At 33.4% G+C, this 24,750-nt stretch carries 24 protein-coding genes; 13 read left to right on the forward strand and 11 right to left on the reverse strand.

Annotated elements, in window-relative coordinates; all coding sequences use genetic code 11:
* From CHB81_RS20130 to CHB81_RS20145, 4 genes are all read right to left on the reverse strand, one after another.
* Positions 1-1,236: an FAD-binding oxidoreductase gene (locus CHB81_RS20130; protein ID WP_089353637.1), complete on the reverse strand. Its 1,236-nt coding sequence runs from the start codon at positions 1,234-1,236 to the stop codon at positions 1-3.
* A 226-nt stretch (positions 1,237-1,462) separates the two neighbouring features.
* Entirely contained in the window at positions 1,463-2,473 is a 1,011-nt protein-coding gene (locus CHB81_RS20135) for a 4-hydroxyproline epimerase (protein ID WP_089353638.1), read from the reverse strand.
* Between the two features lie 2 nt (positions 2,474-2,475).
* Positions 2,476-4,059: an aldehyde dehydrogenase (NADP(+)) gene (locus CHB81_RS20140; protein ID WP_089353695.1), complete on the reverse strand. Its 1,584-nt coding sequence runs from the start codon at positions 4,057-4,059 to the stop codon at positions 2,476-2,478.
* 79 nt (positions 4,060-4,138) lie between these two features.
* The gene (locus CHB81_RS20145; protein ID WP_089353639.1) at positions 4,139-5,053 is read right to left on the reverse strand and encodes a dihydrodipicolinate synthase family protein; all 915 of its coding nucleotides are present in this window, start codon (positions 5,051-5,053) and stop codon (positions 4,139-4,141) included.
* 176 nt (positions 5,054-5,229) lie between these two features.
* On the opposite strand from CHB81_RS20145, the gene CHB81_RS20150 reads away from it, so the two are divergent.
* Positions 5,230-6,075, forward strand: a complete 846-nt coding sequence (locus CHB81_RS20150; RefSeq protein WP_089353640.1) for an AraC family transcriptional regulator — start codon at positions 5,230-5,232, stop codon at positions 6,073-6,075.
* A gap of 193 nt (positions 6,076-6,268) precedes the next feature.
* Here the strand turns inward: CHB81_RS20150 and CHB81_RS20155 are convergent, their stop codons facing one another.
* The 6 genes from CHB81_RS20155 to CHB81_RS20180 all read right to left on the reverse strand — a co-directional run bounded on the left by CHB81_RS20155 (position 6,269) and on the right by CHB81_RS20180 (position 12,574).
* Positions 6,269-7,315, reverse strand: coding sequence for an endonuclease/exonuclease/phosphatase family protein (locus tag CHB81_RS20155; RefSeq protein WP_165902249.1), 1,047 nt, complete (start codon positions 7,313-7,315; stop codon positions 6,269-6,271).
* Between the two features lie 18 nt (positions 7,316-7,333).
* The gene (locus CHB81_RS20160; protein WP_089353641.1) at positions 7,334-8,197 is read right to left on the reverse strand and encodes a rhomboid family intramembrane serine protease; all 864 of its coding nucleotides are present in this window, start codon (positions 8,195-8,197) and stop codon (positions 7,334-7,336) included.
* Positions 8,198-8,242: 45 nt separating this feature from the next.
* Positions 8,243-8,992 (reverse strand): rhomboid family intramembrane serine protease, encoded by a 750-nt coding sequence (locus CHB81_RS20165; protein ID WP_089353642.1) that lies wholly within the window; start codon positions 8,990-8,992, stop codon positions 8,243-8,245.
* Positions 8,989-10,902 (reverse strand): DNA mismatch repair endonuclease MutL, encoded by a 1,914-nt coding sequence (mutL, locus tag CHB81_RS20170; protein ID WP_089353643.1) that lies wholly within the window; start codon positions 10,900-10,902, stop codon positions 8,989-8,991. Before mutL ends, CHB81_RS20165 begins: the two co-directional genes overlap by 4 nt.
* 220 nt (positions 10,903-11,122) lie before the next feature.
* On the reverse strand, positions 11,123-11,695 hold the full coding sequence (ribH, locus tag CHB81_RS20175) for a 6,7-dimethyl-8-ribityllumazine synthase (RefSeq protein WP_089353644.1): 573 nt from the start codon (positions 11,693-11,695) through the stop codon (positions 11,123-11,125).
* 96 nt (positions 11,696-11,791) lie between these two features.
* The gene (locus tag CHB81_RS20180; RefSeq protein WP_089353645.1) at positions 11,792-12,574 is read right to left on the reverse strand and encodes a tetratricopeptide repeat protein; all 783 of its coding nucleotides are present in this window, start codon (positions 12,572-12,574) and stop codon (positions 11,792-11,794) included.
* Positions 12,575-12,801: 227 nt separating this feature from the next.
* Here CHB81_RS20180 and CHB81_RS20185 point away from each other — a divergent pair, with 227 nt between their 5' ends.
* From CHB81_RS20185 to CHB81_RS27275, 5 genes are all read left to right on the forward strand, one after another.
* On the forward strand, positions 12,802-13,359 hold the full coding sequence (locus CHB81_RS20185; protein ID WP_089353646.1) for a hypothetical protein: 558 nt from the start codon (positions 12,802-12,804) through the stop codon (positions 13,357-13,359).
* Positions 13,360-13,423: 64 nt separating this feature from the next.
* Positions 13,424-14,503: a DNA replication/repair protein RecF gene (locus tag CHB81_RS20190; protein ID WP_089353647.1), complete on the forward strand. Its 1,080-nt coding sequence runs from the start codon at positions 13,424-13,426 to the stop codon at positions 14,501-14,503.
* A 380-nt stretch (positions 14,504-14,883) separates the two neighbouring features.
* A complete protein-coding gene (locus CHB81_RS20195) occupies positions 14,884-15,582 on the forward strand; it encodes a thioredoxin domain-containing protein (RefSeq protein WP_089353648.1) in 699 nt (232 codons plus the stop codon).
* 10 nt (positions 15,583-15,592) lie between these two features.
* The gene (locus CHB81_RS20200; RefSeq protein WP_089353649.1) at positions 15,593-16,270 is read left to right on the forward strand and encodes a DUF2461 domain-containing protein; all 678 of its coding nucleotides are present in this window, start codon (positions 15,593-15,595) and stop codon (positions 16,268-16,270) included.
* A gap of 132 nt (positions 16,271-16,402) precedes the next feature.
* Positions 16,403-18,028, forward strand: coding sequence for a glycosyltransferase (locus CHB81_RS27275; protein ID WP_369597383.1), 1,626 nt, complete (start codon positions 16,403-16,405; stop codon positions 18,026-18,028).
* 183 nt (positions 18,029-18,211) lie between these two features.
* On the opposite strand, the gene CHB81_RS20210 is transcribed toward CHB81_RS27275, so the two are convergent.
* Entirely contained in the window at positions 18,212-19,042 is an 831-nt protein-coding gene (locus CHB81_RS20210; protein WP_089353650.1) for a hypothetical protein, read from the reverse strand.
* A 247-nt stretch (positions 19,043-19,289) separates the two neighbouring features.
* Here CHB81_RS20210 and murB point away from each other — a divergent pair, with 247 nt between their 5' ends.
* The 7 genes from murB (at position 19,290) to CHB81_RS20245 (ending at position 24,651) form a co-directional block, all read left to right on the forward strand.
* On the forward strand, positions 19,290-20,303 hold the full coding sequence (gene murB, locus CHB81_RS20215) for a UDP-N-acetylmuramate dehydrogenase (RefSeq protein ID WP_089353651.1): 1,014 nt from the start codon (positions 19,290-19,292) through the stop codon (positions 20,301-20,303).
* A gap of 29 nt (positions 20,304-20,332) precedes the next feature.
* Positions 20,333-20,842 carry a hypothetical protein gene (locus CHB81_RS20220; protein ID WP_089353652.1) on the forward strand — a complete coding sequence of 170 codons (510 nt, stop codon included), beginning with the start codon at positions 20,333-20,335 and terminating at the stop codon, positions 20,840-20,842.
* A gap of 3 nt (positions 20,843-20,845) precedes the next feature.
* A complete protein-coding gene (locus tag CHB81_RS20225; protein ID WP_089353653.1) occupies positions 20,846-21,304 on the forward strand; it encodes a GNAT family N-acetyltransferase in 459 nt (152 codons plus the stop codon).
* Positions 21,305-21,315: 11 nt separating this feature from the next.
* Positions 21,316-21,930, forward strand: a complete 615-nt coding sequence (locus CHB81_RS20230; protein WP_089353654.1) for an FMN-binding negative transcriptional regulator — start codon at positions 21,316-21,318, stop codon at positions 21,928-21,930.
* Positions 21,931-22,013: 83 nt separating this feature from the next.
* Entirely contained in the window at positions 22,014-23,120 is a 1,107-nt protein-coding gene (locus CHB81_RS20235; RefSeq protein WP_089353655.1) for a glycosyltransferase, read from the forward strand.
* Positions 23,111-23,662, forward strand: a complete 552-nt coding sequence (locus CHB81_RS20240; RefSeq protein ID WP_089353656.1) for an RNA polymerase sigma factor — start codon at positions 23,111-23,113, stop codon at positions 23,660-23,662. Before CHB81_RS20235 ends, CHB81_RS20240 begins: the two co-directional genes overlap by 10 nt.
* Positions 23,663-23,817: 155 nt before the next feature.
* Positions 23,818-24,651 carry an energy transducer TonB gene (locus tag CHB81_RS20245; RefSeq protein ID WP_089353657.1) on the forward strand — a complete coding sequence of 278 codons (834 nt, stop codon included), beginning with the start codon at positions 23,818-23,820 and terminating at the stop codon, positions 24,649-24,651.
* Positions 24,652-24,750: the final 99 nt, after the last annotated feature.

The raw sequence follows: 24,750 nt of genomic DNA on the forward strand, positions 1-24,750 counted from the left end.
TTATAATTGAAACATTTTTGTATCAACAGAAGTTGTTTTACCAGAAATAATCTCGGTAATTACTTTTCCTGTTGCCGGCGCAAGACTTAAACCCATCATGGCGTGTCCGGTTGCGAAAGTCAAATTTACAACTTTTTCTGCTCGCGAAATAATTGGCATTCCAGAAGGTGTGCAAGGTCTGAATCCAAACCAGGTTTCTTGCTCTTCAGGCATTCCTATTTTCATTTCAGGGTAAAACTCGTTTATACTGTTTACAATTCCCTGTAGTCTGTTTTTATTGATTTTAGCATCTCCGGTGTGTGTGATTTCCATTGTACCTCCAAAACGGATGTCATTATTCATTGGCGTTACCGCGACTTTTCCTTCACATAAAATAGAAGGAATTGATGGCTTATGGCTTTTATCTTTTAAAGTAAAACTGTAGCCTTTTCCTGGAAGAATTGAAATCGAAATCCCTGTTTTTTTCGCCAATAAAGGACTCCATGAACCTGCTGCCAAAACTACTTCGTCTGTTGCAAATGTGCCTTTGCTGGTTACAATTTTGGTGATTTTATTTTTATCAAAAACAAAATCCTGCACCATTGTTGCCGGATGTATTTCGACCTTCAATTGTTCTAATTCCTGCTTTATAAATTGCATAAATTTTTGAGGATATAAATGCGCATCTCCTGTATAATGAACGCCTCCCTGAACATCAGTTTTTGTTCCCTTTTCTAATTTTGCAACGGCTTCCGCCGAAAGATAATCAACTTTCAACCCCATTTTTTCTGCTTCTCTTCCTTCAAGAAACATTTCGTGTCCTACTTTTTCGGTTTTGTACAACATTAAAAGTCCTTTTTCTTCATAGAAAAAAGAATTATTCTTTTTAGCAAAATCCTGATATAACTCTTTACTCAATAAAGATAAATCTCGTAATGCAGGCATTGCTTTTTCTACATGTTTTGCATTTGCATGTTTGTAGAATTGTAATCCCCATTTGATTAAATCAGCATCTAATCTTGGTTTTACATAAAATGGACTTTGACTATTAAACATCCATTTCATGCCTTGCGCAATCATACCGGGTTGCGCCAACGGAATTATATGCGACGGAACTATCATTCCTGCGTTTCCATAAGAACAACCGTCATCCATCGCAGATTGATCAAAAATGGTTACCTCAAAACCTTCTTTAGCAAGATAATAGGCTGAACACAGACCAATTATTCCTCCTCCAATTATACTTACTTTTTTCATTTATACAGAATTAAAAAATTCATTGAAGGAAGTAATGCAGCCGATGTCATTAAGTTAAGAGATTTTAGAATGAAGATTGACGATTGTTGATTGTTGATTTTATGCTTATTCAAACATCTTAAATCTAAAATCATTAATCAAAAATCTAAAATTCTCTCAATTTTCCCTTAACTTAATGATATTGCTATTGTAGCTTCCTTCAATGAATCAAATTTTTTATTAGTTTTTAAATCACCTGAAAACCATGCGCATACGGATCATCTGATTCATCGATCATAATTGTATTGTAACCATATACTTTTGCCCAGCCCTGAATGCTTGGTACAATTGCAGCAATTTCACCAATAGAAGTTTCTTCTTCAACTCTACCAATAAATTTACTACCTATATAACTTTCGTGAATAAAATCTTCACCCTTTTTAAGTTTTCCTTTGGCATGTAACTGAGCAATTCTTGCCGAAGTTCCGGTTCCGCAAGGCGAACGATCTATAGCTTTATCTCCATAAAAAACGGCATTTCTTCCGGACGAACTTGGATCAAGAGGTTTGCCCGTCCATAACATGTGGCTCACATCGCGGATGGTATCATTTTGTGGATGGATAAAATAATCCGGATATTTCTCGTTGATTCGTTTGCGGACTTCCTGACTAAACTGAATAATTTTGCTGGCCGTAAAATCCTGAATTCCTGAGAAATTTTTCTGTGGATCTACAATTGCATAATAGTTCCCGCCGTAAGCAACATCAAAAGTTATCTCGCCCAGTTCAGGACAATCAATCGTTAAACCCTCAGCTGCCAAATATGATTTTACATTGGTCAAACGTACCCAGTCTACTTTTCCTGCGGTTTGTTGGTATTCGATATTCACCAAACCTGCAGGGGCTTCCATTTTTATTTTTCCCGGTATTTTTGGCGTAATTAAACCTTCTTCAATGGCAATTGTAATGGTACCAATTGTTCCGTGGCCGCACATTGGCAGACAACCGGAAGTTTCGATAAACAAAATTCCAAAATCGTTATCAGGATTACTTGGCGGATATAAAATACTCCCGCTCATCATATCATGACCGCGAGGCTCAAACATCAATCCTTTACGAATCCAATCAAATTCTTTTAAAAAATGCTGACGTTTTTCGCTCATATTAGCGCCAACCAAATTTGGTCCTCCGCCAGCCACAACTCTCACAGGATTTCCGCAAGTGTGCGCATCTACACAAAAAAAAATTTTCTTTGCCATTATTATACCTGAGATTTTGTTTGAATATTATTTAGCGTTCTTAAGATTTGCAATGGATTTTCGTTTTGCAATTCTGTCGGTAATAACTCATTTGGCCAGTTTTGATAACTAAATGGTCGTACCCAACGGTATACAGAATGAATTCCAACTGCTGTAAATCTAGAATCAGAAGAAGCTGGATAAGGCCCTCCGTGAATCATTGCCGGACAAACTTCAACTCCTGTAGGAACGCCATTAAAAATCAAACGCCCTACTCGGTTTTGCATTGCCGCGATCAATTTATTGTATTCTTTCAATTCGTCTGGCTCTCCGATAATTGTTCCTGTCAATTGCCCGTCTAATTGGCTGACAATTTTCAGTAACTGTTCTTCATTATCACATTGTACCAGTATTGAAACAGGTCCAAAAACCTCGTGACTTAATGTTTTATTCTCTAAGAATGTTTTACCATCTACTGTCAAAACCTTCTGAACCCCATAATTAGGGGCAGCCTCGCCTTTATATTCAGCAATTTTCGACACTCCGTTTTGAGCAACCATTGTTGCTGCACCTTCTTCAAAGCTATTTTTCATTGATGGATGCAACATACAGAATGGTTCAATTTTTTCAATGGCTTTTGCTAATTCTTCTGAAAACTCATTTAATTCAGCTCCCTTAATTCCAAACAATAATCCCGGATTGGTACAAAACTGACCTGCACCAAGTGTAATCGATCCTGCATAAGCCGTTGCCCATTTTTGACTGTTTACTTCTAATGCTTTTGGCAGAAAAACTACCGGATTCACACTTCCCATTTCGGCAAAAACCGGAATTGGTTCCGGACGCTGTGCAGCAAGATCAAACAAAGCTCTTCCGGCACGAATACTTCCTGTAAAACCAACTGCTTTTACCAAAGGATGTTTTACCAAACTAGCGCCAAGAGTTGTTCCGCCTCCAACAAGATTAGAGAAAACTCCATTTGGCATATTTGTTTTTTCTGCAGCTTTAAGAATTGCCGAAGCGACCATTTCGCCAGTACCAACATGCATCGAGTGACTTTTTACAATTACAGGACAACCCGCCGCTAAAGCTGAAGCGGTATCACCACCAGCCGTTGAAAATGCAAACGGAAAATTACTAGATCCAAATACTACAACGGGACCTAATGGCACCATCATTTTGCGCAAATCTTCTTTTGGAGCAGGAACCCTGTCTGTTATTGCAGTGTCAATTGCAGCCTGAACCCAGCTCCCTTCGGCAAGCATTTGAGCAAACGAACGTAATTGTCCGACCATCCTGCCTCGTTCCCCCTCTGCCCGACCCATTGGAAAACCGGATTCACTGCAATACTGCATTAACAAATTATCTCCTAAAGCTAAAACTTCGTCTGCAATAGCATTTAAAAAAACGGCTTTTTCAAGACCGGAACAATTCTTATAAGTCCCAAAAGCCTGATTGGCCAACGTAACAGCTTCTTCTATTTCTTCTTGAGTTGCTTCTGTAAAAACCCAAGGATTTTCCTTATCTAACTGCGGATTAAATGTTTTAAATGTTTTTTCTCCGGCAGCTTTAAGTGTATTTCCCACGTAATTTTTTCCTGTAATCATATCTCTTTTTGTTTTTTGAATAAATACTTTACAATTCTTAAAAGAAGAAACTTGTAAAACCAATTGTATTAGCCTATGATTATAAATTTTTATAATCCGGTAATTCTGGTCTTGATTCTAATGATCTGGCAATAATTCCTAAAACGTGTTCTCTCTCAGCTCCACGAAGCGGCAATCTTGGTGCACGAACATTTTCTGTTCCAATTCCTGTTGCTACTTCAGCAAGCTTGATATTTTGAACTAAAAAAGAATTAATATCTAATTCTAATAAAGGTAAAAACCATCTGTATATTTTTAGCGCTTCGTCAATTCGGCCAGCTTTAGCCAATTTGTAAATCGCCACAGTTTCTCTTGGGAAAGCATCTACTAAACCAGAAACCCATCCGTGAGATCCCATTAATAAACTTTCTAAAGCCAAAGTATCAACTCCTGATAATATTTTTAAACGATCTCCAAAACGGTTGATCATTCTTGTTACATTAGAGATATCTCTTGTTGATTCTTTTACAGCCTGAATATTATCGAATTTCAAGATTTCCTCGAACATATCCAATGTAACTTCAATTTTATAATCGACTGGATTATTATAAACCATTATTGGAAGTGTCGTATTTCTAGCCACTTCAGAGAAAAACGTTACTGTTTCAAAATCAGAAGCTTTATAACGCATTGGAGGCAACATCATCAATCCTTTTGCTCCATCTTGTTCTGCTTTATTAGCAGCCAAAATTGCTCCGCGTGTAGTTTGTTCGGCAATATTCATGATTACTGGTACTTGATTGTTAACCATGCTAACAGTACCTTTTACTAATTCTCTTTTTTCTTCTTCTAAAAGCGTACTTGCTTCTCCTAAAGTTCCACCAAGAATTATTCCTTCTACTCCTGCGTCTAATTGTGCTTTTAAGTTAACTTCAAACATTCTGAAGTCTAATTTATCATCTGCAGTAAATTTTGTAGTTACCGCTGGCATAACGCCTTTCCATTGAATACTCATAATATTGATTTTAATTAAGCCAAAATTATTTATATTGAACAAAGCAGGAGACTTAAAAATTACCTTAAAATAATACTATATTACCGTATATATCCCATTTAAGTAAAAAACCAACTAATATATTGCTATTTTTTTTACAAAATAAAATATATTTGAAGTAACTAACTAACCCAACCATGAAAGTTTTTCCGTTTAAAATCCCTAAATCAGGAGAAGATCCCCTTATATATCAAGAAGATAGAGAAGTTGTTTTCTATGACAAACTTCATCAGCATGAAGAAATTCAAATTAGTTTTATCGAAAAAGGCGAAGGCGCAATTTTTGCAGGTGACACTATTTCGCATTACAATGAAGGCGACATATTGGTGATTGGCAGCAATTTACCTCATGTTTTTAGAAGTGAAGTACGCGAAAATGAACCATCTATTATGCTTACCTTATTTTTTACCACAAACTCATTTGGAAGAGATTTTTTCACTCTAAATACATTCAAAAACATTCATCCTTTTTTAGAAAGCAGCAAAAATGGCTTTATAATCCATAATGCTCCTAAAAAAATCACCAAGTCTTTCAAGAAACTAAAAAAAGTAGATAATTACCAGCGTTTTATTCTATTTCTTGAAATCCTAAAATGGCTGTCAAACAACGACAAAGAACTTTTGTCTAATCATTTATACGATAAAAAAATAACTGATAATGAAGGAAAACGTATGCAAACGGTATTTGAACATGTAATGACAAACTTTAGCAAGAATATAAATTTAGATGAAATTGCTTCGATTGCCAATATGACTAAAAATGCCTTTTGCCGGTATTTTAAAGTCCGGACGAACAAGTCCTTTTTTCAGTTTTTAATAGAAGTGAGAATTGAGCATGCGTCTAAGCTACTGGCAAACAACAGTGAACTTTCTGTTTTAGAAATTGCCGAATTATGTGGCTTTAACAACATCTCAAATTTCAACAGAAAATTTAAGGAGTTAAAACAAACCTCCCCTTTACAATATAGAAAGCTAAACTTGTAAACTACCGTATAATTTTTACCGCAGAGATTTTTTTACCGCAAAGTTCGCAAAGATTTAATTTTACATTGCGCGTAGAAAACACAAAGTTCGCAAAGCTAGATCAATACATAGCTTTGCGAACTTTGTCTTTTTATGATAAGCTTACATAAAAAACTTGGCGAACTTTGCGGTAAAAAAATCTTTGCAGTAAAAACTATTCAATAGATAGTCTCGTCATAATTGGATAGTGATCTGAGTTTTCAAAATCCGGGAAGCTTTCGAATTGTTTGACTTTCATTTTACTGTCTGTAAAAATATAATCAATTCGGGCGGGATAATATTTGAATTTATAGGTAGCTCCAAAACCTTCTCCCGCTTCTTCAAAAGCATCTTTTAGTTTTCCTTTTATACTACGATATACGTATGAAAACGGACTATTATTCATATCTCCACAAATGATAATCGGGTTTTCACATTGCTTGATATTTTCTTTGAACATCTCCGCCTGTTCTTGCTGTTGCCTGAATCCTTTACTGATTCTGGTATAAATAAGCTGCGATTTTTCCTGATTTACGTTGTCTATATTATTTGAAATATCGGCTACATCCGGCGAAATCTTAATAGATTGCAAGTGCATATTATAGACTCGAATCACATCTTTACCTCGTTTTATATCGGCATAAATGACATTATTATCTGACTTAGGAAAAATAATATTACCTTCATTTATGATAGGGAATTTTGAAAAAATAGCCTGGCCGGTTTTAATCTTATTTCCTTCAATAAAAATATAACGATGCGGATACACTTTTAAATCTAAATGCGCAGAATTTGAATATTCCTGAATACATAGAATATCTGGATCTTTCTCATCTATAAAAGTTTTAATATTTGACGGAATATCATCACGATCCAACCATTTAAAAACATTAAAAAGACGCACATTATAACTCATTACAGAAAAATCCCTTTCATCGGCTACATATTCTTTCGTCGAGAATTTATAAAATTTACTGATAAATGTAATTCCGGTCAATAATACCAAACCCGACAGAATAAGGCGCTTTTTAAACTGAATTGCCCAATAAACAAAGAACAATCCATTAAGCACAAAAAAAGCTGGCATAAACAGCGTCAGCACCGATAAAAGCGGAAAACTTTTAGGTGCTAAAAACGGTAAAATATAGATGCTAAATGTTAATACAGTCAGAACTATATTCAAAAAGAACATTATTTTATTAAACCACGAAAGGTTTTTCATATTTGTTTGCTAAAAGGATTATTTTCCAGCTTTAAATAAAAACTCTTTTTCTTCTTTTGTCAGACAATCATAACCGGACTGGCTAATCTTGTCTAAAATTTCGTCGATTTGCTGTTGCGTTTTGTCTTTCGTAACAATTCGGGACGTCACTTTTTCTGTAGGTTTTTTGTAATTTTTATGAACTTTTGTGAATGGGGTCGATGGGGATTTTCTAAATAGATTGGTAAAGAAATCAAGAGTTTTAGAAATAATGATACTCAAATCTGTTCCGTTTTGAAGCAGCTTAATGTAAATAAATCCAAAAATTGCTCCGGCCAAATGCGAGATATGCCCGCCGGTATTATCTAAACGAAACTGCATTAGGTCCAAAACCAAAATTACAGCCGTAATATGCCATAATTTAACGTTTCCGATAAGCAACAAACGCACATTCATTAAGGGTTGATATGTTGTGGTTGCGACCAAAATTGCCATAATAGCAGCAGATGCACCAACAATAGAAGCTGCAAAATTTAAAAAGTAAAAACTTAACGCAAAGACAACTCCAGAAAAAATAGCACTTAAAATGTATAATCCCAGATATTGCTTTTGAGTAAAAAAGGTTAGAAATAAATTACTGGCAAAGTTTAAAACCATCATATTAAATAACAAATGCAAAAATCCGTCATGAAAGAATGCATACGTTAAAAATGTCCAGGGTCTAAACATGAAAACTTCAGGATCTGACGACAATGCCAACCAGCTCGGAAAAGCAAATTGACCAATAGAATATTGATAGAAAAAGACTAATGAAACCAGAAAACAGGCAATGTTCCAATAAATGACACGCATTGCAATTCCACCTAATTTATATTGTAGTTTTAAATCGTCCAGAATATTCATAAAAGCTTTTCTTTAGTTTTTATTTTTTTATATTAAAGTTAAAAATTAATTCCAACGATTTTGATTAAACTGATTTTTTTTCCAATACCACATAATTAAAAATCCAAAGAGTGCACCGCCAATATGTGCGTAATGAGCCACTCCATCTGCTACGCCTAAGAATGAATTTCCTAAAATCCCAAAGAAACCATCATATAAAAGCATATAAACCGGTACAAAATATTTCGCTTTAATTGGAATTGGAATAAACATAATTCCAAGTTCCGCATTAGGAAACATAAAAGTAAAAGCAACAAGCAATCCGTAAATAGCTCCAGAAGCTCCAACAACAGTCCCGAAATAAGCCTCAGTAAAATGTTTAAATTCAGAAACAGACAATATTTGTTGCCATCTCGTATCTATTTTTCCTTCATCTAATAATTGCAAAACTTGAACTTTATTGTAGCCATTAGCTAATAATGTATTTAATGCATCTTGATAAAAATAATAGTTTACAGCATAATTTATCAAAGCCGCTCCTAATCCGCAAGAGATATAAAAAAACAAGAATTTCTTACCGCCCCAAAAATGTTCCAATGTCGAACCAAAAGAATATAAAGCAAACATATTAAAAGCAATATGCATCACGCTTCCATGCATAAACATGTGTGTGATAGGTTGCCAAAATCTAAATCCTGGATTTTCGGGAAAGAAAAGAGCAAAATATGCCTCTGCAGCAGGAACTAAATTGCAGCCAATAAAAAATATGATATTAATTATCAATAATTGTTTTACTACGGGTGTCATTTTCATCATAAGGCAAACTTTTTATCTATATCTTCAACACGCATCGTGATGAATGTAGGTTTTTGAAAAGGTGAAATATTTGGATCTTTACAGGCAAATAATCCATTTACCAGATTATCCTGTTCTTTTTCGGTTAAATAAGATCCGGTTTTAACCGCTAAACTTTTGGCCATAGATTTTGCAATCGTATCATTCTGACTGTAACTATTGGCTGGAATTCCGTCTTGCAAATCACTCAACAATTGTTCTATTACAAGAGAAACTTCACTTTCTGTAATATTTACCGGAATTCCGGAAATTACAATATGATCTGTTTGGGCTTCTTCAAAAACAAAACCTGTTGTTTCTAATGAAGGTTTCAATTCCTCGATTAATTCCATTTCGCCTGACGAATAAAATAAATTCAACGGAAACAATAACTGCTGACTTGACGCTTGATTAACGGTCATATTCAACAAAAATTGTTCATACAAAATTCGTTGATGTGCACGCTGCTGATCAACAATAACCATTCCTGATTTTATTGGCGAAACTATGTATTTTTTATGAATTTGATACGTTCCCTGACTCGCTTGCTCTACCTCATCATCATTAAATAATGACGAAGTAACTTCTTCGTTTTCGAATGTAAAAGGCGAACTTTCAATACTTTCTGTATTCAGACCTACGTACAAACTTTCCCAGCTTGCGGTAGGTTCAACTCTTTTAGAATATCCTCCTGAATATGAATTTGATCCGGAGCTATAACCTGAACTTGATCCTGAACCAGATCCCGAACTTGATTTCGAATAATGCTGATTGGTTTTATCATCCGTAAACGGATTAAAAGTTCCATCGACCTGAATCGTTGGTGTTTCCGCTTCTAAATCTTTATAATGATATGGTGTATCTAAATTTGCATCGCGGTCAAAATCCAATACCGGAGCAACATTAAATTGTCCTAAACTATGTTTTATAGAGGCTCTTAAAATTGCATATAATGCCTGTTCATCATCAAACTTAATTTCAGTTTTGGTGGGATGAATATTGATATCGATAGTATTTGGCGGAACTTGCAGATACAAGAAATAACTTGGCTGCGAACCGTCTTTCAAAAGTCCGTCGTAAGCCGCCATTACTGCATGATGCAAATAACCGCTTTTAATAAAACGATCGTTTACAAAAAAGAACTGCTCGCCTCTGCTTTTCTTGGCAAACTCTGGTTTACAAACAAATCCCTGAACATTTATAATTTCGGTATCTTCATTAACAGGAACTAATTTTTCATTAGTTTTACCAGACATGATCCCCACAATTCGCTGACGATAACCTGCCGCCGGCAAATTATACATCTCGCTTCCGTTATGGTAAAATGTAAAATGAATATTTGGATGTGCCAAAGCTACACGCTGAAATTCATCCATAACATGACGGAATTCAACAGTGTCTGATTTTAAGAAATTACGACGTGCCGGAATATTAAAAAATAAGTTTTTAACCGCAAATGAAGTTCCTTTTGGTAAAACGGCTACTTCCTGCGAAACAAATTTACTTCCTTCAATTATAATATGAGTCCCTAATTCGTCCTGATCTTGTTTGGTTTTCATTTCCATGTGCGCAATTGCGGCAATAGAAGCCAGCGCTTCTCCACGGAAACCTTTGGTATGAAGTGAGAATAAATCTTCTGCCTGACGTATTTTTGAAGTTGCGTGACGCTCAAAACACAAACGAGCATCGGTAACATTCATTCCCATACCATTATCGATCACCTGAACCAACGATTTTCCAGCGTCTTTAATGATCAATTTAATATCAGTTGCTTTTGCATCCACAGCATTTTCTAACAACTCTTTTACTACAGAAGCTGGTCTTTGAACCACTTCTCCGGCAGCAATTTGATTAGCAACGTGATCAGGAAGTAATTGAATAATACTCGACATTAAAAAATTTGGGTTAAAGGTTGTTCCCTAACTTGAACAAACATGGTCTGTAAAAATCTCAGGATAATATTATTAATTCATTTATGGTTTTTAAAAACCAAGGTGTACAAATTTAATGAATTTCTGTTGGGTTTTAGAATAACAGCTATCATAAAAAAAACAAAAAACCTATACTCTTTTTACACAGTATAGGTTTTAGTATTTTTAAAACAATTGTGTTTTATTCGTTTTCAATTTTTCTTGGTTTATCTTCTATTTGAAGCGCACCCGAAGACAATAATGGTTGATGAAACGGATGTGACATTGAAGCTTGCTGACGAATATAAGCCATTTTTATTGCTGCAATTGCTGCTTCGGTTCCTTTGTTTCCGTGAATTCCTCCACTTCTGTCAATAGATTGCTGCATGTTGTTGTCTGTTAAAACACAAAAAATAACCGGAATATCAGTCTGAACATTCAAATCTTTAATTCCTTGCGTTACTCCTTCGCACACAAAATCAAAATGTTTGGTTTCGCCTTGAATTACACATCCAATTACAATAACCGCATCTACGTTTTGCGTTTGCAACATTTTCTTCGCACCATAAATCAGCTCAAAACTTCCCGGAACATTCCAACGAATAATTTGCTGTTGTGGTACATCACAATCAACTAAGGCACTAAAAGCGCCATTATAAAGTCCTTCTGTTATGGTTTCGTTCCACTCAGAAACAACAATCCCAAATCGAAAGTCTTTCGCATTTGGGATCGTGTTTTTATCGTATTCGGATAAATTTTTATTTTCAGTAGCCATCTGTATATTTTAGATTTTAATCCCTATGTTTTGGGATTTGATTTCAGATTGCTAAAATACGAATCTAAAATCTAAAATCTAAGCTCTACAATAATTTTATTGTGCTAATCCAATCAATACATCAACAGAAGCTGCTTCTGGAGCTGCATCGTAGTTTTCTTTAATATCAGTTAAGTATTTGATAGCGTCTTCTTTCTGACCTAAAGCCAAAGCTGTTTTACCTGCTTTTAATAAGAAACGTGGTGTTGTGAAATCATTTTTATTAGATTCAGCAGCTTTTACATAATAGTCTAAAGCTTCTTTTTGTTGGTTCTTTTGAGAATAAGCATCTCCAATAGCACCAATTGCCAAAGCACCAACGATAGCTTCTTTTGATTTAAAGTTACCTAAGTACTTAATAGCGTCATCATATTTACCAATGTTCAAAGATGCGATACCAGCATAATAGTTTGCTAAGTTTCCTGCATCAGTTCCTGAATATTCGTCAGCAATTTTAACGAATCCGAATTTACCTTCAGAACCATTCAAAGCCAATTTGTATAATGAATCGCTTGCTACACCATTTGTTGCTTTTTCAAAATTTTGTTGCGCAACAAACATTTCGCTTGCAGCTTCATTTTGTTTAGGAGCTTCAATAAATTTTTGGTAAGCCAAATATCCAATTGTAGCAACTGCAATACCAGCAACTAAACCAATAATGATTTTTTGATTTTTAGCAACCCAATCCTCAGTTTTTGAAGCGGTTTCATCTAATTTTGAGAACACACCAGCCGTTGTACTATCCTTTTCGTCAATGATTACTTGTTGTTCTTCTGTAACAACATCTTTAACTTCTTTTTCTTTTGGTGTTTTATATCCTCTTTTATTATAAGTAGCCATTTCAAATTAATTTAGTGAACGGCAAAAATAAAATTTTTATTGAAACTAAAGCAAAAAAAAGTAAATTTATATCTATTTTAAAAAAATAATTCACTAAACAGTAACTTCTTTAGTATTTCAGGGAAGATAATTCATCTCGCAATGCCCAAAAAGTCTATTGTTTCGATAATTTTCAATAATTTGCACCCTTAAACTTTATAACAAATAATAGAGTCGAATATATATAAATGATTTTAAAAAGAGAGGAAGTATTAATTCAGGAGATTGAACATACTAAAAAAATACCTTTTAGACTTGAGGATTTAGTCACAATACCAATTTTTACTTTTATAACCTTGGTATTAATAATTCTAATAAAACCTTCAAAAGATATCCAAATCAATAACTATCAAGAATTATATTACTATTTTATCATACCAATTCTCACATTCTTTTATTTTCTTTTAACGTTAGGAAGAATCCTAATTAGATGGCTTAAAACCAGAGCAACAAAATTCTTCTTAACAAATCAAAGAATAATTTTTTGCGACTCAAATTCTAAAATAATCAATGAAAGTTTTGAATTAAAAAACTTAATTTTAAATTATAGAGAAAAAGCAAATGATTACGGGTATATTATTATTGGAGAACCAGAATCAATAGCAGGAAACCCCACTGATTCATTTATATTTCGTAGTGGAATCAATTTTTTTGAAGATAAAAATGTAATGTATAATATTCCAAAAGTAAAATCTGTTTTTGATTTGATAATAAAAACAAAAAGTGACCTCACAAAAAACAAGTAGTGCTTCAAAATCATAAATTTGTAAACTTTCTTTTTTTAAATTTTATCATTACTACTAATCAAAAATGCATTTAAACAAAATTTCTTTATTCAATTATAAAAATTTCTCCGAAGTCAGTTTTGATTTTGACCGCAAGATCAATTGCTTTGTGGGCAAAAACGGAATTGGAAAAACCAATGTGCTTGATGCAATCTATCATTTGGCTTACGGAAAAAGTTATTTTAATCCGTTGGCGGTTCAGAATATCAAACACGGAGAAGAGTTTTTTGTAATTGATGCCGAATTAGAAAAAAACGACAGAACAGAACAAATTGTCTGCAGTTTAAAAAAAGGACAAAAGAAGGTTTTAAAGAGAAACGGAAAAGCTTACGATAAATTTTCAGATCATATTGGGTTTATTCCGCTTGTGATTATTTCTCCCGCAGATCGTGATTTAATTGTTGAAGGAAGTGAAACACGCCGTAAATTTATGGACAGTGTGATTTCGCAATTAGACTCTACTTATTTACATCAGCTTATTCAATATCAAAAAGTAATCGTGCAGCGAAATGCATTATTAAAATATTTCGCTCTGAATCATACTTTTGACAATGATACTTTATCCATATATAATGAACAGCTCAATAGTTTTGGGCAATCTATTTTTGAGAAACGAAAAGATTTCCTCGAGCAATTTATACCTATATTTAATATACACCATCAAGCCATAACCGGATCTGAGGAAACAGTACAATTAGTTTATGAAAGTAATTTGTTCGAAAAAGATTTATTGACACTTTTAAAAGAGAACGTAAATAAAGATCGTGCATTGCAATATACAAGTGTCGGAATCCATAAAGACGATTTATCATTTGAGATTGATTCACATCCAATAAAGAAATTTGGATCTCAAGGTCAGCAGAAATCTTTTTTGATTGCTTTGAAACTTGCTCAATTTGAGTTTTTGAAGAAACAAAGCGGCGTAAAACCTTTATTATTATTTGATGATATTTTTGATAAATTAGACGAAAGCCGCGTTGCCAAAATAATCGAAATGGTAAATAGCGAAACCTTTGGTCAGCTTTTTATTTCAGACACACATCCAGAACGTACCGAAACGATTGTCAAGTCAACACATCAGAGTTATAAGATATTTAACTTGTGATTTTTTTTAGCCACTAATTTCGCGAATTTTCCCGAATTTACTTTGTCTAAAATAATTTAGCCACAGATTTCACGGATTACACGGATTAAAAGCTTTCAGAATGCTTTGAAGCAAAGTAACCACAATATTGTCATTGCGATTATATAATCAAATCTTTTTTCAGCAGTTCCGCAGGAACAAAATATATTGTAGAGATGGATTTTAATCCATCATTCGCAATCCAAATCCAATCTTCATTCCGAGGTACAAGGAATGACAAAAATGCGAGTATTCGCTTTAAATAAGAAATTCGTGGCAAACCCCTTTTTTTCACTTTCTATTATGAATTCAAAAATTGAAAAATCACTACTTTAGCAATTCTATTTTTAAAATTCAGCTTTATGAAGTTTCCTAAAATATTACTACTAATAGTTTCTGTTGTATTAATTTCCTGTAACGAAAAGAAAGACAATTCTTTTAAGGAAATTGCTCCAAAAGATTTTGCAGAGAAAATTAAAACGACCGAAAATCCTCAAATACTTGATGTTCGAACTCCTGAAGAATTCGAATCAGAACATATTGACAATGCTGCAAATGTAAACTGGAACGGTGAAGATTTTGCCGGTAAAGTAGCAACTTACGATAAATCGAAACCTGTTTTTGTGTATTGCTTAAGTGGTGGAAGAAGCAAAAAAGCAGCTGCAAAACTAAATGAATTAGGTTTTACTACTGTTTATGAATTAGAAGGCGGAATCATGAAATGGAACGCCGAAGGTTTATCAAATCCGTCGACTGCTCAAGTTGGAATGACAATGAATGATTTTAATGATTTATTAAATTCAGACAAAAAAGTTCTGGTTGACTTCTATGCAGAATGGTGTGGTCCGTGCAAACAAATGGAACCGTTTCTTTTGAAAATGCAAAAAGAAATGACCGATAAAGTGGTAATCATTAGAATTGATGTTGACAAAAACAAAACTCTGGCAACTCAAATGAAAATTGACCAGCTTCCTACTATGGTTTTATACGAGAATAAAGCGGTGCAAAAAAAACTAATTGGTTACATCAGCGAAGAAGATTTAAAAAAACAACTGCAATAATATATCAAATATGCTAACGAAAGAATCATTGCAATTTTTAGACGATTTAAAAAGAAACAACAACAGAGATTGGTTTCAGGATAATAAAAAACGATACGAGGTTTTCAAAAAAGATTACCATCAATTGGTGAGTGATTTTCTTGATGTGATGAAACCTTTGGATCCATCTTTAGAATTATTGGAAGTTAAAAACTGTACTTTCAGAATCAATCGTGACATTAGGTTTTCTAAAGACAAATCTCCTTATAAAGCGCATTTAGGAGTTTGGATGTCTTGCGGAACTAAAGGTTTAAATCGTGCCGGATATTATGTTCATATCGAAAAAGGCGCAAGTTTTATAGCCGGTGGTTTTTATTCGCCTGAAGCGGAAGATTTGAAAAAAGTCCGTAAAGAAATTGCTTTTTTCCATGATGATCTGGAAGCTATTTTAGCCGATAAAAATTTCAAAAAAGAATTCGGAAGTTTAGATGTAAACGAAACCAATTCGCTTAAAAATCCGCCAAGAGGTTACGAGAAAGAACATCCTGCAATTGAGTTTTTAAAATTGAAAAGTTTTACTGCAACTCAAAAATATGATATTTCTGAAGTGACTCAAAAAGATTTCGTTGCTAAAATAAGCAAGAAATTAATCGCTTTAAAACCACTAAACGAATTCATTAATCGCGCTTTAGATACTGACGAATTTTAAAAAAGTTTGACACGAATTTCACGAATTTCCACTAATTAAAAGCTTTGACAAAGTTTAAAACTTTGTCAAAGCCAAACAATAAAAATTAGTGGAAATTCGTGAAATTCGTGGCAAAAAAATTATGTTTGCCGAATGAAAAAAAGAAAAATACTTTTTCTGGGAGAATCTTATCGCGCTGATGCTATTACGTGGATGAAAGGTTTGAAAGAATTTGGTGATTTTGAAATCTGCACTTGGGAACTTCAAACTCCAAATAATTCGAAACTCAATCGTTTCAAACGAATTTTAGAATACGCCTTCTCTCCTATTTCTATTCGAAAAACAATCCGACGAGAAAAACCGGATATGATTATTGCAGAAAGAACTACAAGCTACGGTTTTCTGGCTGCGATTTCAGGAATGCATCCAATTGCAATTGCCCAACAAGGCCGAACTGATTTATGGCCGGATGGTTCTGTTTTACTTCCTTTTAAAAAAATCATCCAAAAACACGCTTTCAAAAAAGCCGATTTAATTCATGCCTGGGGTCCGGTTATGACGATTTCTATGAAAGAAATTGGCGTTGATATGAGTAAAGTTTTGGTTATCCCAAAGGGAATTGACTTATCGCTTTTTTCTCCTTCCATAAATAATTTCGATAAAATTGAGGCCATTGTAACTCGTTCTTTGCAACCGGAATATCGTCACGATTCTATTTTGAAAGCTTTTGCAATTCTTAACCAAAAAGGAATTGACTTTTCGTTAACGATTGTTGGTGACGGAACACGATTACAATTTTTAAAAGATTTAGCCAGAGAATTACAAATCGAAAGCAAAGTAATTTTTACAGGAAGAATTCCAAACACTGAACTTCCTAAATTATTACAACAATCTAACATCTATATCAGCATGCCAATTACCGAAGGTGTTTCGGCATCGTTATTTGAGGCAATGGCTTGTAATTGTTATCCGGTAGTTTCGGACATTCCCGGAAATCAAAGCTGGATCAAACATCGTGAGAACGGACAATTGATTGAAATCGATAATATCGAAATGCTTGCTGAAGAATTAATCTGGTCTTTTGAAAATGCTGAGTCTCGAAATAATGCTATTCTGCAAAACAGAAAATTTATGGAAGAGAAAGCTAATTATGATATCAATATGAAGGTTATTGCAGATAAATATCATGAGTTATTGGATTTAAATTACTACCCAAAAAAGAGCAAATCTCCAACATATAATTCTTACACTTCTAAATCTTCTATTGACTTCATTAATGATTTAACTTTCGAATATGTTGAAACTTATTCATTTCAACGTGGAGAAGAATTCGAAAAAAACTATGCACTAAATAGAACTGAATTCGATAAATTAAAACAGAGAAAGCTTAAAAAAAATGACTTGAGCAATTTTCAAGAATTAAGACTTAATGAATTAAAAGAGCTTGTAAATTATACTCAATATATAATTAACGATAAAGGAGAATTTCATCCTTCAAGTAAAAAAACAAACACTTTCAAATCAACAGATCAGAAAATTCTTGATTTAAAAAGTATTTTTAGAACTGAAATTAAAAATGTTCCAAGTTGGATGTGCTCTCCTAAATATCGAGATGCACTCGTTTTTTATGACAACAATAATAGAGTACTATCATCATTAAATATCTGCCTTAGTTGCCAACACATGGAAACTGAAATGTTTAAGCAAATTGAAGGCGATTCTATCACTTACGATTTATTAAAGCATTTTTTTATTGAGATTGGACATGATGTAGAATAAACAAATCTTCGTCAATACCTTTAAAAGGGAAATCACTTCGTAACTTTTCTTACTTCTCGGCGACATACTGTTAACAGAATTGTTTAATTTAATCTAAAACAGAAATGAAATTGGCACAATGAAAGAAATGCAACGATTTATTGAAGCTATAAAATAAAGTTTACAATACTTTTGGCATCGTAATTAACAACCTACTGTGGTAAAAACTCCAATAGGCTTAATTACTTTTCCTTTTTCGCCTGGTTTAGACAAATACAACGTTGGACTCGTAACATTATAATGACTGGCAGTATCAATAATCAAATCTAATTTATTGTCGTCATCTAGATCTCCGCCAAAAATTATTTTGATCATTTGATCGTCAAAATTTTTCTTTGCAACCAAAAGTTCCGTCGTTTTCTTTCCGTCAATAACGGCTGTTAAGTACAGTTTATAATTTGAAACTACAATCCAATCGGAATCCTGTTCTTCTTTTTTCTTTTTTCCGGTCGCAAATAAAGTGTATTCAATGCCTTTGAAATTAAATTTGAAACTTTCTTCAGGATAAATACTTTCTGGTATTTTGACGCTTGATATACTTCCGTCAACAAAATAAGGCAGTTTTTCAATTAAAATCACACAGGAATCTTTTACAGAAGCGCTAACTTCCCAACCTGTTTTGTCTTCTTCATTTTCATCAACTATAGGATCATTTACACGTTTGAAAGACACTTTAGTTTCAGAAAGCGAATAATCATTATTGTTTTTAAAAAGTCCAAACCAAACTTTCTTATCATAATTCTCCTCCACTTCATCATAATGAAATATTTCTAACCGAAGAATTTTCACTGGTAATGCACTATCAACAGGAAAAGAAAATTCATCTCCTACAAGGTGATTTTCTGCAAGTTTAGACTCTGTATTAAAATCTTTATTTGCGCTGATTTTTATTGCTGTTTCTGTTTTGGTTTTATTACAACTAAAGAATTGACAAATTACAATTATTAGAAAAAATGTTTTGCAGGTTACTTTCATTTATTTGGTATTGCTAATTAAGGGGAATCAAACATACAAAAGAAAATTTCAATAGTTCAAGGTGAATGTAAAAATTGAATTATGAAATTGAAATTTTCTCATTAATTAAACCTATTAAAAGCATTGCAAGCAGGGATTAAAATTTCAATTCGATATTTTACCAAAATCTAACCCAAATAAATTATAATCCTTACTTTTGAACTCAGAATTATCCCAACGTTTCGGGATTCAAAAAAGCCTTTTATTTATGGAAATCCAATCCAATTTTTCTTTAAAAAACTACAATACTTTTGGTATCGAAGCCAGCGCCAGGCAATTTATCGCTGTACATTCGGTTACTGAATTAAAAACTATTTTAGAAGAACACAAAAACGAGAAAAAATTTATTTTAGGAGGCGGAAGCAATATGCTTTTAACTAAAGATATTGATGCTTTAGTGATTCACATAGATTTAAAAGGTAAAAAAATCATCAAAGAAGATGACGATTCTGTTTGGGTAGAAAGTCAGGCTGGCGAAACCTGGCACGATTTCGTATTGTGGACAATCGACAACAATTTTGGAGGTTTAGAAAATATGTCTCTAATTCCTGGAAATGTTGGTACAACTCCGGTTCAGAATATTGGCGCTTACGGAACAGAAATAAAAGATACTTTTATTTCGTGTGAAGCAATGAATATTGAATCTCAGGAAATAAAAACTTACACAAATGCCGAATGTAATTTTGGTTATAGAGAAAGCATCTTTAAAAATGAAGTAAAAGATCAATACATCATTACATCTGTAATTTATAAATTGACCAAACGCAATCATAAAATCAATACTTCTTACGGAGATATTACAGCAGAATTAGCCAAAAACAACATTACAAATCCAACTTTAAAAGATGTGAGTAATGCTGTAATCACAATCAGACAAAGCAAATTACCAGATCCTAAAGAATTAGGAAATAGCGGAAGTTTCTTTAAAAATCCGATTTTATTGAAATCTGATTTCAATAAAATCCATCAGAAATTCCCAGAAATGAAATACTATGAAGTTTCAGAAACTGAAGTAAAAGTTCCAGCTGGTTGGTTGATAGAACAAGCGGGCTTTAAAGGAAAACGTTTTGGTGATGCCGGAGTTCATAAAAATCAAGCTTTGGTTTTGGTAAATTACGGAAACGCAACCGGACAGGAGATTCTAGCAGTTTCAAAAGAGGTTCAAAAAACAGTTTTTGAAACCTTTGGGATTCATATTGAAGCTGAAGTTAATGTAATTTAAAAAACAAGTATTACCGTTTTAGTTTCTAAATGAAAAAAATTAATATTCTGGTAATTTTAATGCAGTTGTCTGGAATGATTTCCCTGATTCATGGCGTACTGCAATTAAGATTTTACACCGTAGCCGAAGAGTATATTTGTGCTATAGAACATTTTCAAGATCAAAATTCAGAATGCTGGAATAAATTATTCCCCACAAAAGAGATTATCTTTAATTTTTGGCCTAGTATTTATATCTGGATATTCCTTGGCTTATTAATTGGAATTCTCATAGTTTCTTTCCTGAATTGGAAGCACAGATTTTCATCGCTAAATACCCTTATAGTTGCAATAGTAATGTACATTATTATAAGACTTAAGTTTTTTAGAAGAGGAGTATTCGCCCGTTTATTCGAGTCGTTTATATCTTTATTTTCGGATGATATTACCGTGCAATTTATCATGAGCGGGATTATTTTTACTTTACTAGGAATTACAATTTTATGGCTAAGTGTTCATCCAAGTTTATTTAGCACTAAAAAAGACTTCATTTCTCATTAAAAAATGACTCAGACAATTTCCATAAAAACGGCAAATCCAAGTGATGAAAAAGTCGCGGCAATTATCGAAGAATTGTCTACAAATCTTTATCTTCGTTTTGGAAGTGATGGAAAGAATTCTTTTACAGACTGGCAATACAACAATTCAAAATTTGTCTTTGCTGTAGCCGAAATTGACAAAGAAATCGTAGGTTGTGGCGCTATCAGACCAATTAATGACAATATTGGAGAAGTAAAAAGAATGTATTCTAAATTTCCGGGGAAGAAAATTGGACAAACAATTCTAGCTTTTCTGGAAGAAAATGCCAAAACAATCGGATATATTAATTTGGTTTTAGAAACCAGAGTAAAAAATAAAGAAGCAATTCAGTTTTATTTAAAGCAAGGATATAAAATAATTCCGAATTATGGAAAATACAAAGATCGACCGGAAGCCATTTGTCTGGGGAAATCTTTAAAATAAACATTTATAAAATGTATACTCCAAACTTATACAAAGACGAAGATCCGGAATCGATCAGAACTTTTTTGAAAGAAAATAGTTTTGGAATTCTGATTAATCAAACTCATGGCAAATTGTGTGCTACACATATTCCAATTGAGCTCGAAGTAAATGCTGACGGAAAAGAAATCCTGCAAGGGCATCTTTCTAAACTTAATCCGCAAGCAGAAGGTTTTGCCGAAAACGATCAGGTCCTGGCTGTTTTTACAGGCCCACATAGTTATATTTCTTCGTCGTGGTATGATCATGAAAATGTTCCAACCTGGAATTATATAGCCGTACATGTTTATGGTCGAATTAAAATTGTTGACGAAGTTGCCACTATAGAACAACTTAAAAAATTGGTTGATAAATATGAAGTCAATTCCATAAATCCGGTTCGAGTTGAGAATTTATCAGCAAAAACAATGCTTGAAGCCAGAGGGATCTTTGGTTTTGAAATTGAAATTAATGAGATTCAGGCCACTAAAAAACTATCACAAAACAGAGACGATCACAATTATAAAAATATAATTTCGGAATTAGAAAAAAGCGAAAACCCTCAGGCTATTGCTGTTGCGAAAGAAATGTTGAAATGCCGAAAGTAAATCGGTTTTAGCCATTGAAATCTAGGAATTCATAAGTACATTTGCACTCGCAAGATTCAGAAATTAAAAGACATTAAAATCAGATGCTTATAACTTTATTTTACTTCTTTATTGCTATTGTTGTTATTCAAATTTTCTATTACTTAGGTGTTTTTGGAAAATTTGCCTTTGCTAAACCACAAGAGATTACATCAAAAAAACTACCCATTTCGGTAATTGTGTGCGCTAAAAATGAAGAAGAAAATGTAAAAAAATTCATTCCGTTATTAGCAGAACAAGATTACCCTGATTTTGAAATTGTTTTAATTGATGATGCTTCAAGTGATGAAACATTAGAGGTTTTTGAAGAATTCGAAAAACAATACGCTAACATTCGCTTGGTTAAAGTACAAAACAATGAAGCCTTTTGGGGAAACAAAAAATATGCGCTCACATTAGGTATTAAAGCATCAAAAAAAGATTATTTGCTATTTACCGATGCGGATTGTTACCCAACTTCAAAAAATTGGATCACCGCTATGACTTCGCAATTTACAATGAACAAAACTATTGTTTTGGGTTATGGTGGTTACGAAAAAGTAGAGCGTTCGTTATTAAATAAAGTTATCCGTTTTGAAACTGTTTTAACAGCTGTACAATATTTTTCCTGGGCAAAAATCGGACTTCCCTATATGGGAGTTGGACGAAATCTTGCTTATAAAAGAGAAGAGTTCTTTAATGTTAATGGCTTTATAGATCACATTCAGGTTCGTTCCGGCGATGATGATCTATTCATTAATCAAGCTGCGAATAAAGCAAACACAGCTATTTCTTATACTCCGGAGAGTTTTACTTATTCAAAACCAAAGGAAACTTATAAGGAATGGTTTACTCAAAAAAGAAGACATACATCTACAGCAGAATATTACAAGTTTTTTGATAAAATGCAGTTGGGTCTGTTCTTCAGCACACAATTATTATTCTTTTTATTAGTTATCCTTTTATTATCATTCCAGTTTCAATGGATTGCTGTATTAGCAATTCTGGCAACACGTTATACAATTGTATGGACAGTAATTGGATTTTCTGCGGGAAAATTAAAAGAAAATGATCTTAAAGTTTGGTTTCCTATTGTAGAAATCGTGCTTATATTCACGCAAATTAATATCTTTATAACTAATATCTTTTCAAAACCGGTACATTGGAAATAAACTCTAAAATAGAAAAAGCAAAAAAAGGCGACCAAGTTGCCTTTACTTTTTTATTAGATTATTACTGGAATGAGGTATACGGCTTCATGCTAAAGCGTACTGAAAACGAAACTACAGCCGAAGATATTACTATTGAGACTTTCTCAAAAGCTTTTGATAAAATAGCCTCATACAACCCTGAATTTCAATTCAACACCTGGCTAATAGCAATTGCAAAAAACGTTTACATTGACTTACTTCGAAAAAAGAAAACCAATCTTTTTATAGAAATCACTGATGCCGACGATCAGCAGGCTTATAATATTGCTGACCCTACTCCATCTGCTGAAGATGCTTTAATTAAAGAGCAAAACCTCTCCAGATTGCTTCTTTGCATCAAAGAACTTAAACCCCATTATCAGGAAGTAATCCAGTTACGTTACTTTCAGGAAATGACGTATCAGGAAATCGCTTTGAAAATTGACGAGCCTCTAAGCAACATAAAAGTAAAATTACTTCGTGCTAAAAAATTATTAGCAGAAATCATCGAACGTAATAGATAATTTATTATCTTTAAGAAAAGAATAACATATCTATGTATTTATTCTTAAAAAAATAAACTATTCACACACTAAAACAACAACACCTACGTTGTTAGCTAAAACTAAAACCAAATTGCTTATGATTTAAAGTTACTTAACCTTAAAATCCAAAAATCATGTCTAAATCAAACATCTACGAAACCACTTGGACCGACCTTGTTTTCGAAAACAAAAACAAAGAGTACGGCGCGTACCAATTACGCCAAGAGAATTCCAAAACAACAATTACAGCTCTATTTATGGGACTGCTATTATTTGCTGGTCTGGGAACTACATCGATGTTGATTAATAAATTTAGAGGCGGCTCTGTCATAGAAACACCAACCGCTCCTGATATTCCTTTGCACCCAACAAAAGTTGACATTCTCCCGAACGTAGTGAATCCGGAACCTCCAAAACCTATTGCGCCTCCACAACAAACTGTACCAGCTCCTGAAGTCGCTCAGTTAATACATCCTGTGGTTGTTGCAGCGCCTGAGGCTATACCGGAAATTGCAACTAATACACAAAACATTCCTGCTGTTGACAATGCTACTCCGGGAACTGGAATCCCTAGTAATAATACATTACCAGGAAGTGGTGGTAACGGTACAGAAACAATATCAACGCCATCTGTTAGCCCTACTGAGCCTTTGACTGTAAATGCATTAGACAAATTACCAGAGTTCCCTGGAGGAATCAATAAGTTCTATACTTTCGTGGGAAATAATTTCAACAGACCTGAATTAGATGCAGAAAAAACATTAAAAGTATATGTTTCTTTCGTAATTGAAAAAGACGGTTCAATGACTGACATCGAAGTAAAAAGAGATCCAGGTTACGGAATGGGAAAAGAAGCGATCAGAGTATTAAAATCATTAAAAACAAAATGGAGTCCGGGAATGCTAAACGGAAAAGCAGTAAGAACTGCCTACAATCTCCCAATAACAATAAAAACAGAACTAGAATAAATAAATAGGAAAAAGCAGAACTTAGGTTCTGCTTTTTTTTTGCTTTTGTTTTTAATATTAAAAGATCAAGCTTTCTGATCAATTTATTAATGTTTAATT

Source organism: Flavobacterium sp. ov086 (assembly GCF_900187965.1).
In the GTDB taxonomy this organism is placed as follows: Bacteria; Bacteroidota; Bacteroidia; order Flavobacteriales; family Flavobacteriaceae; genus Flavobacterium.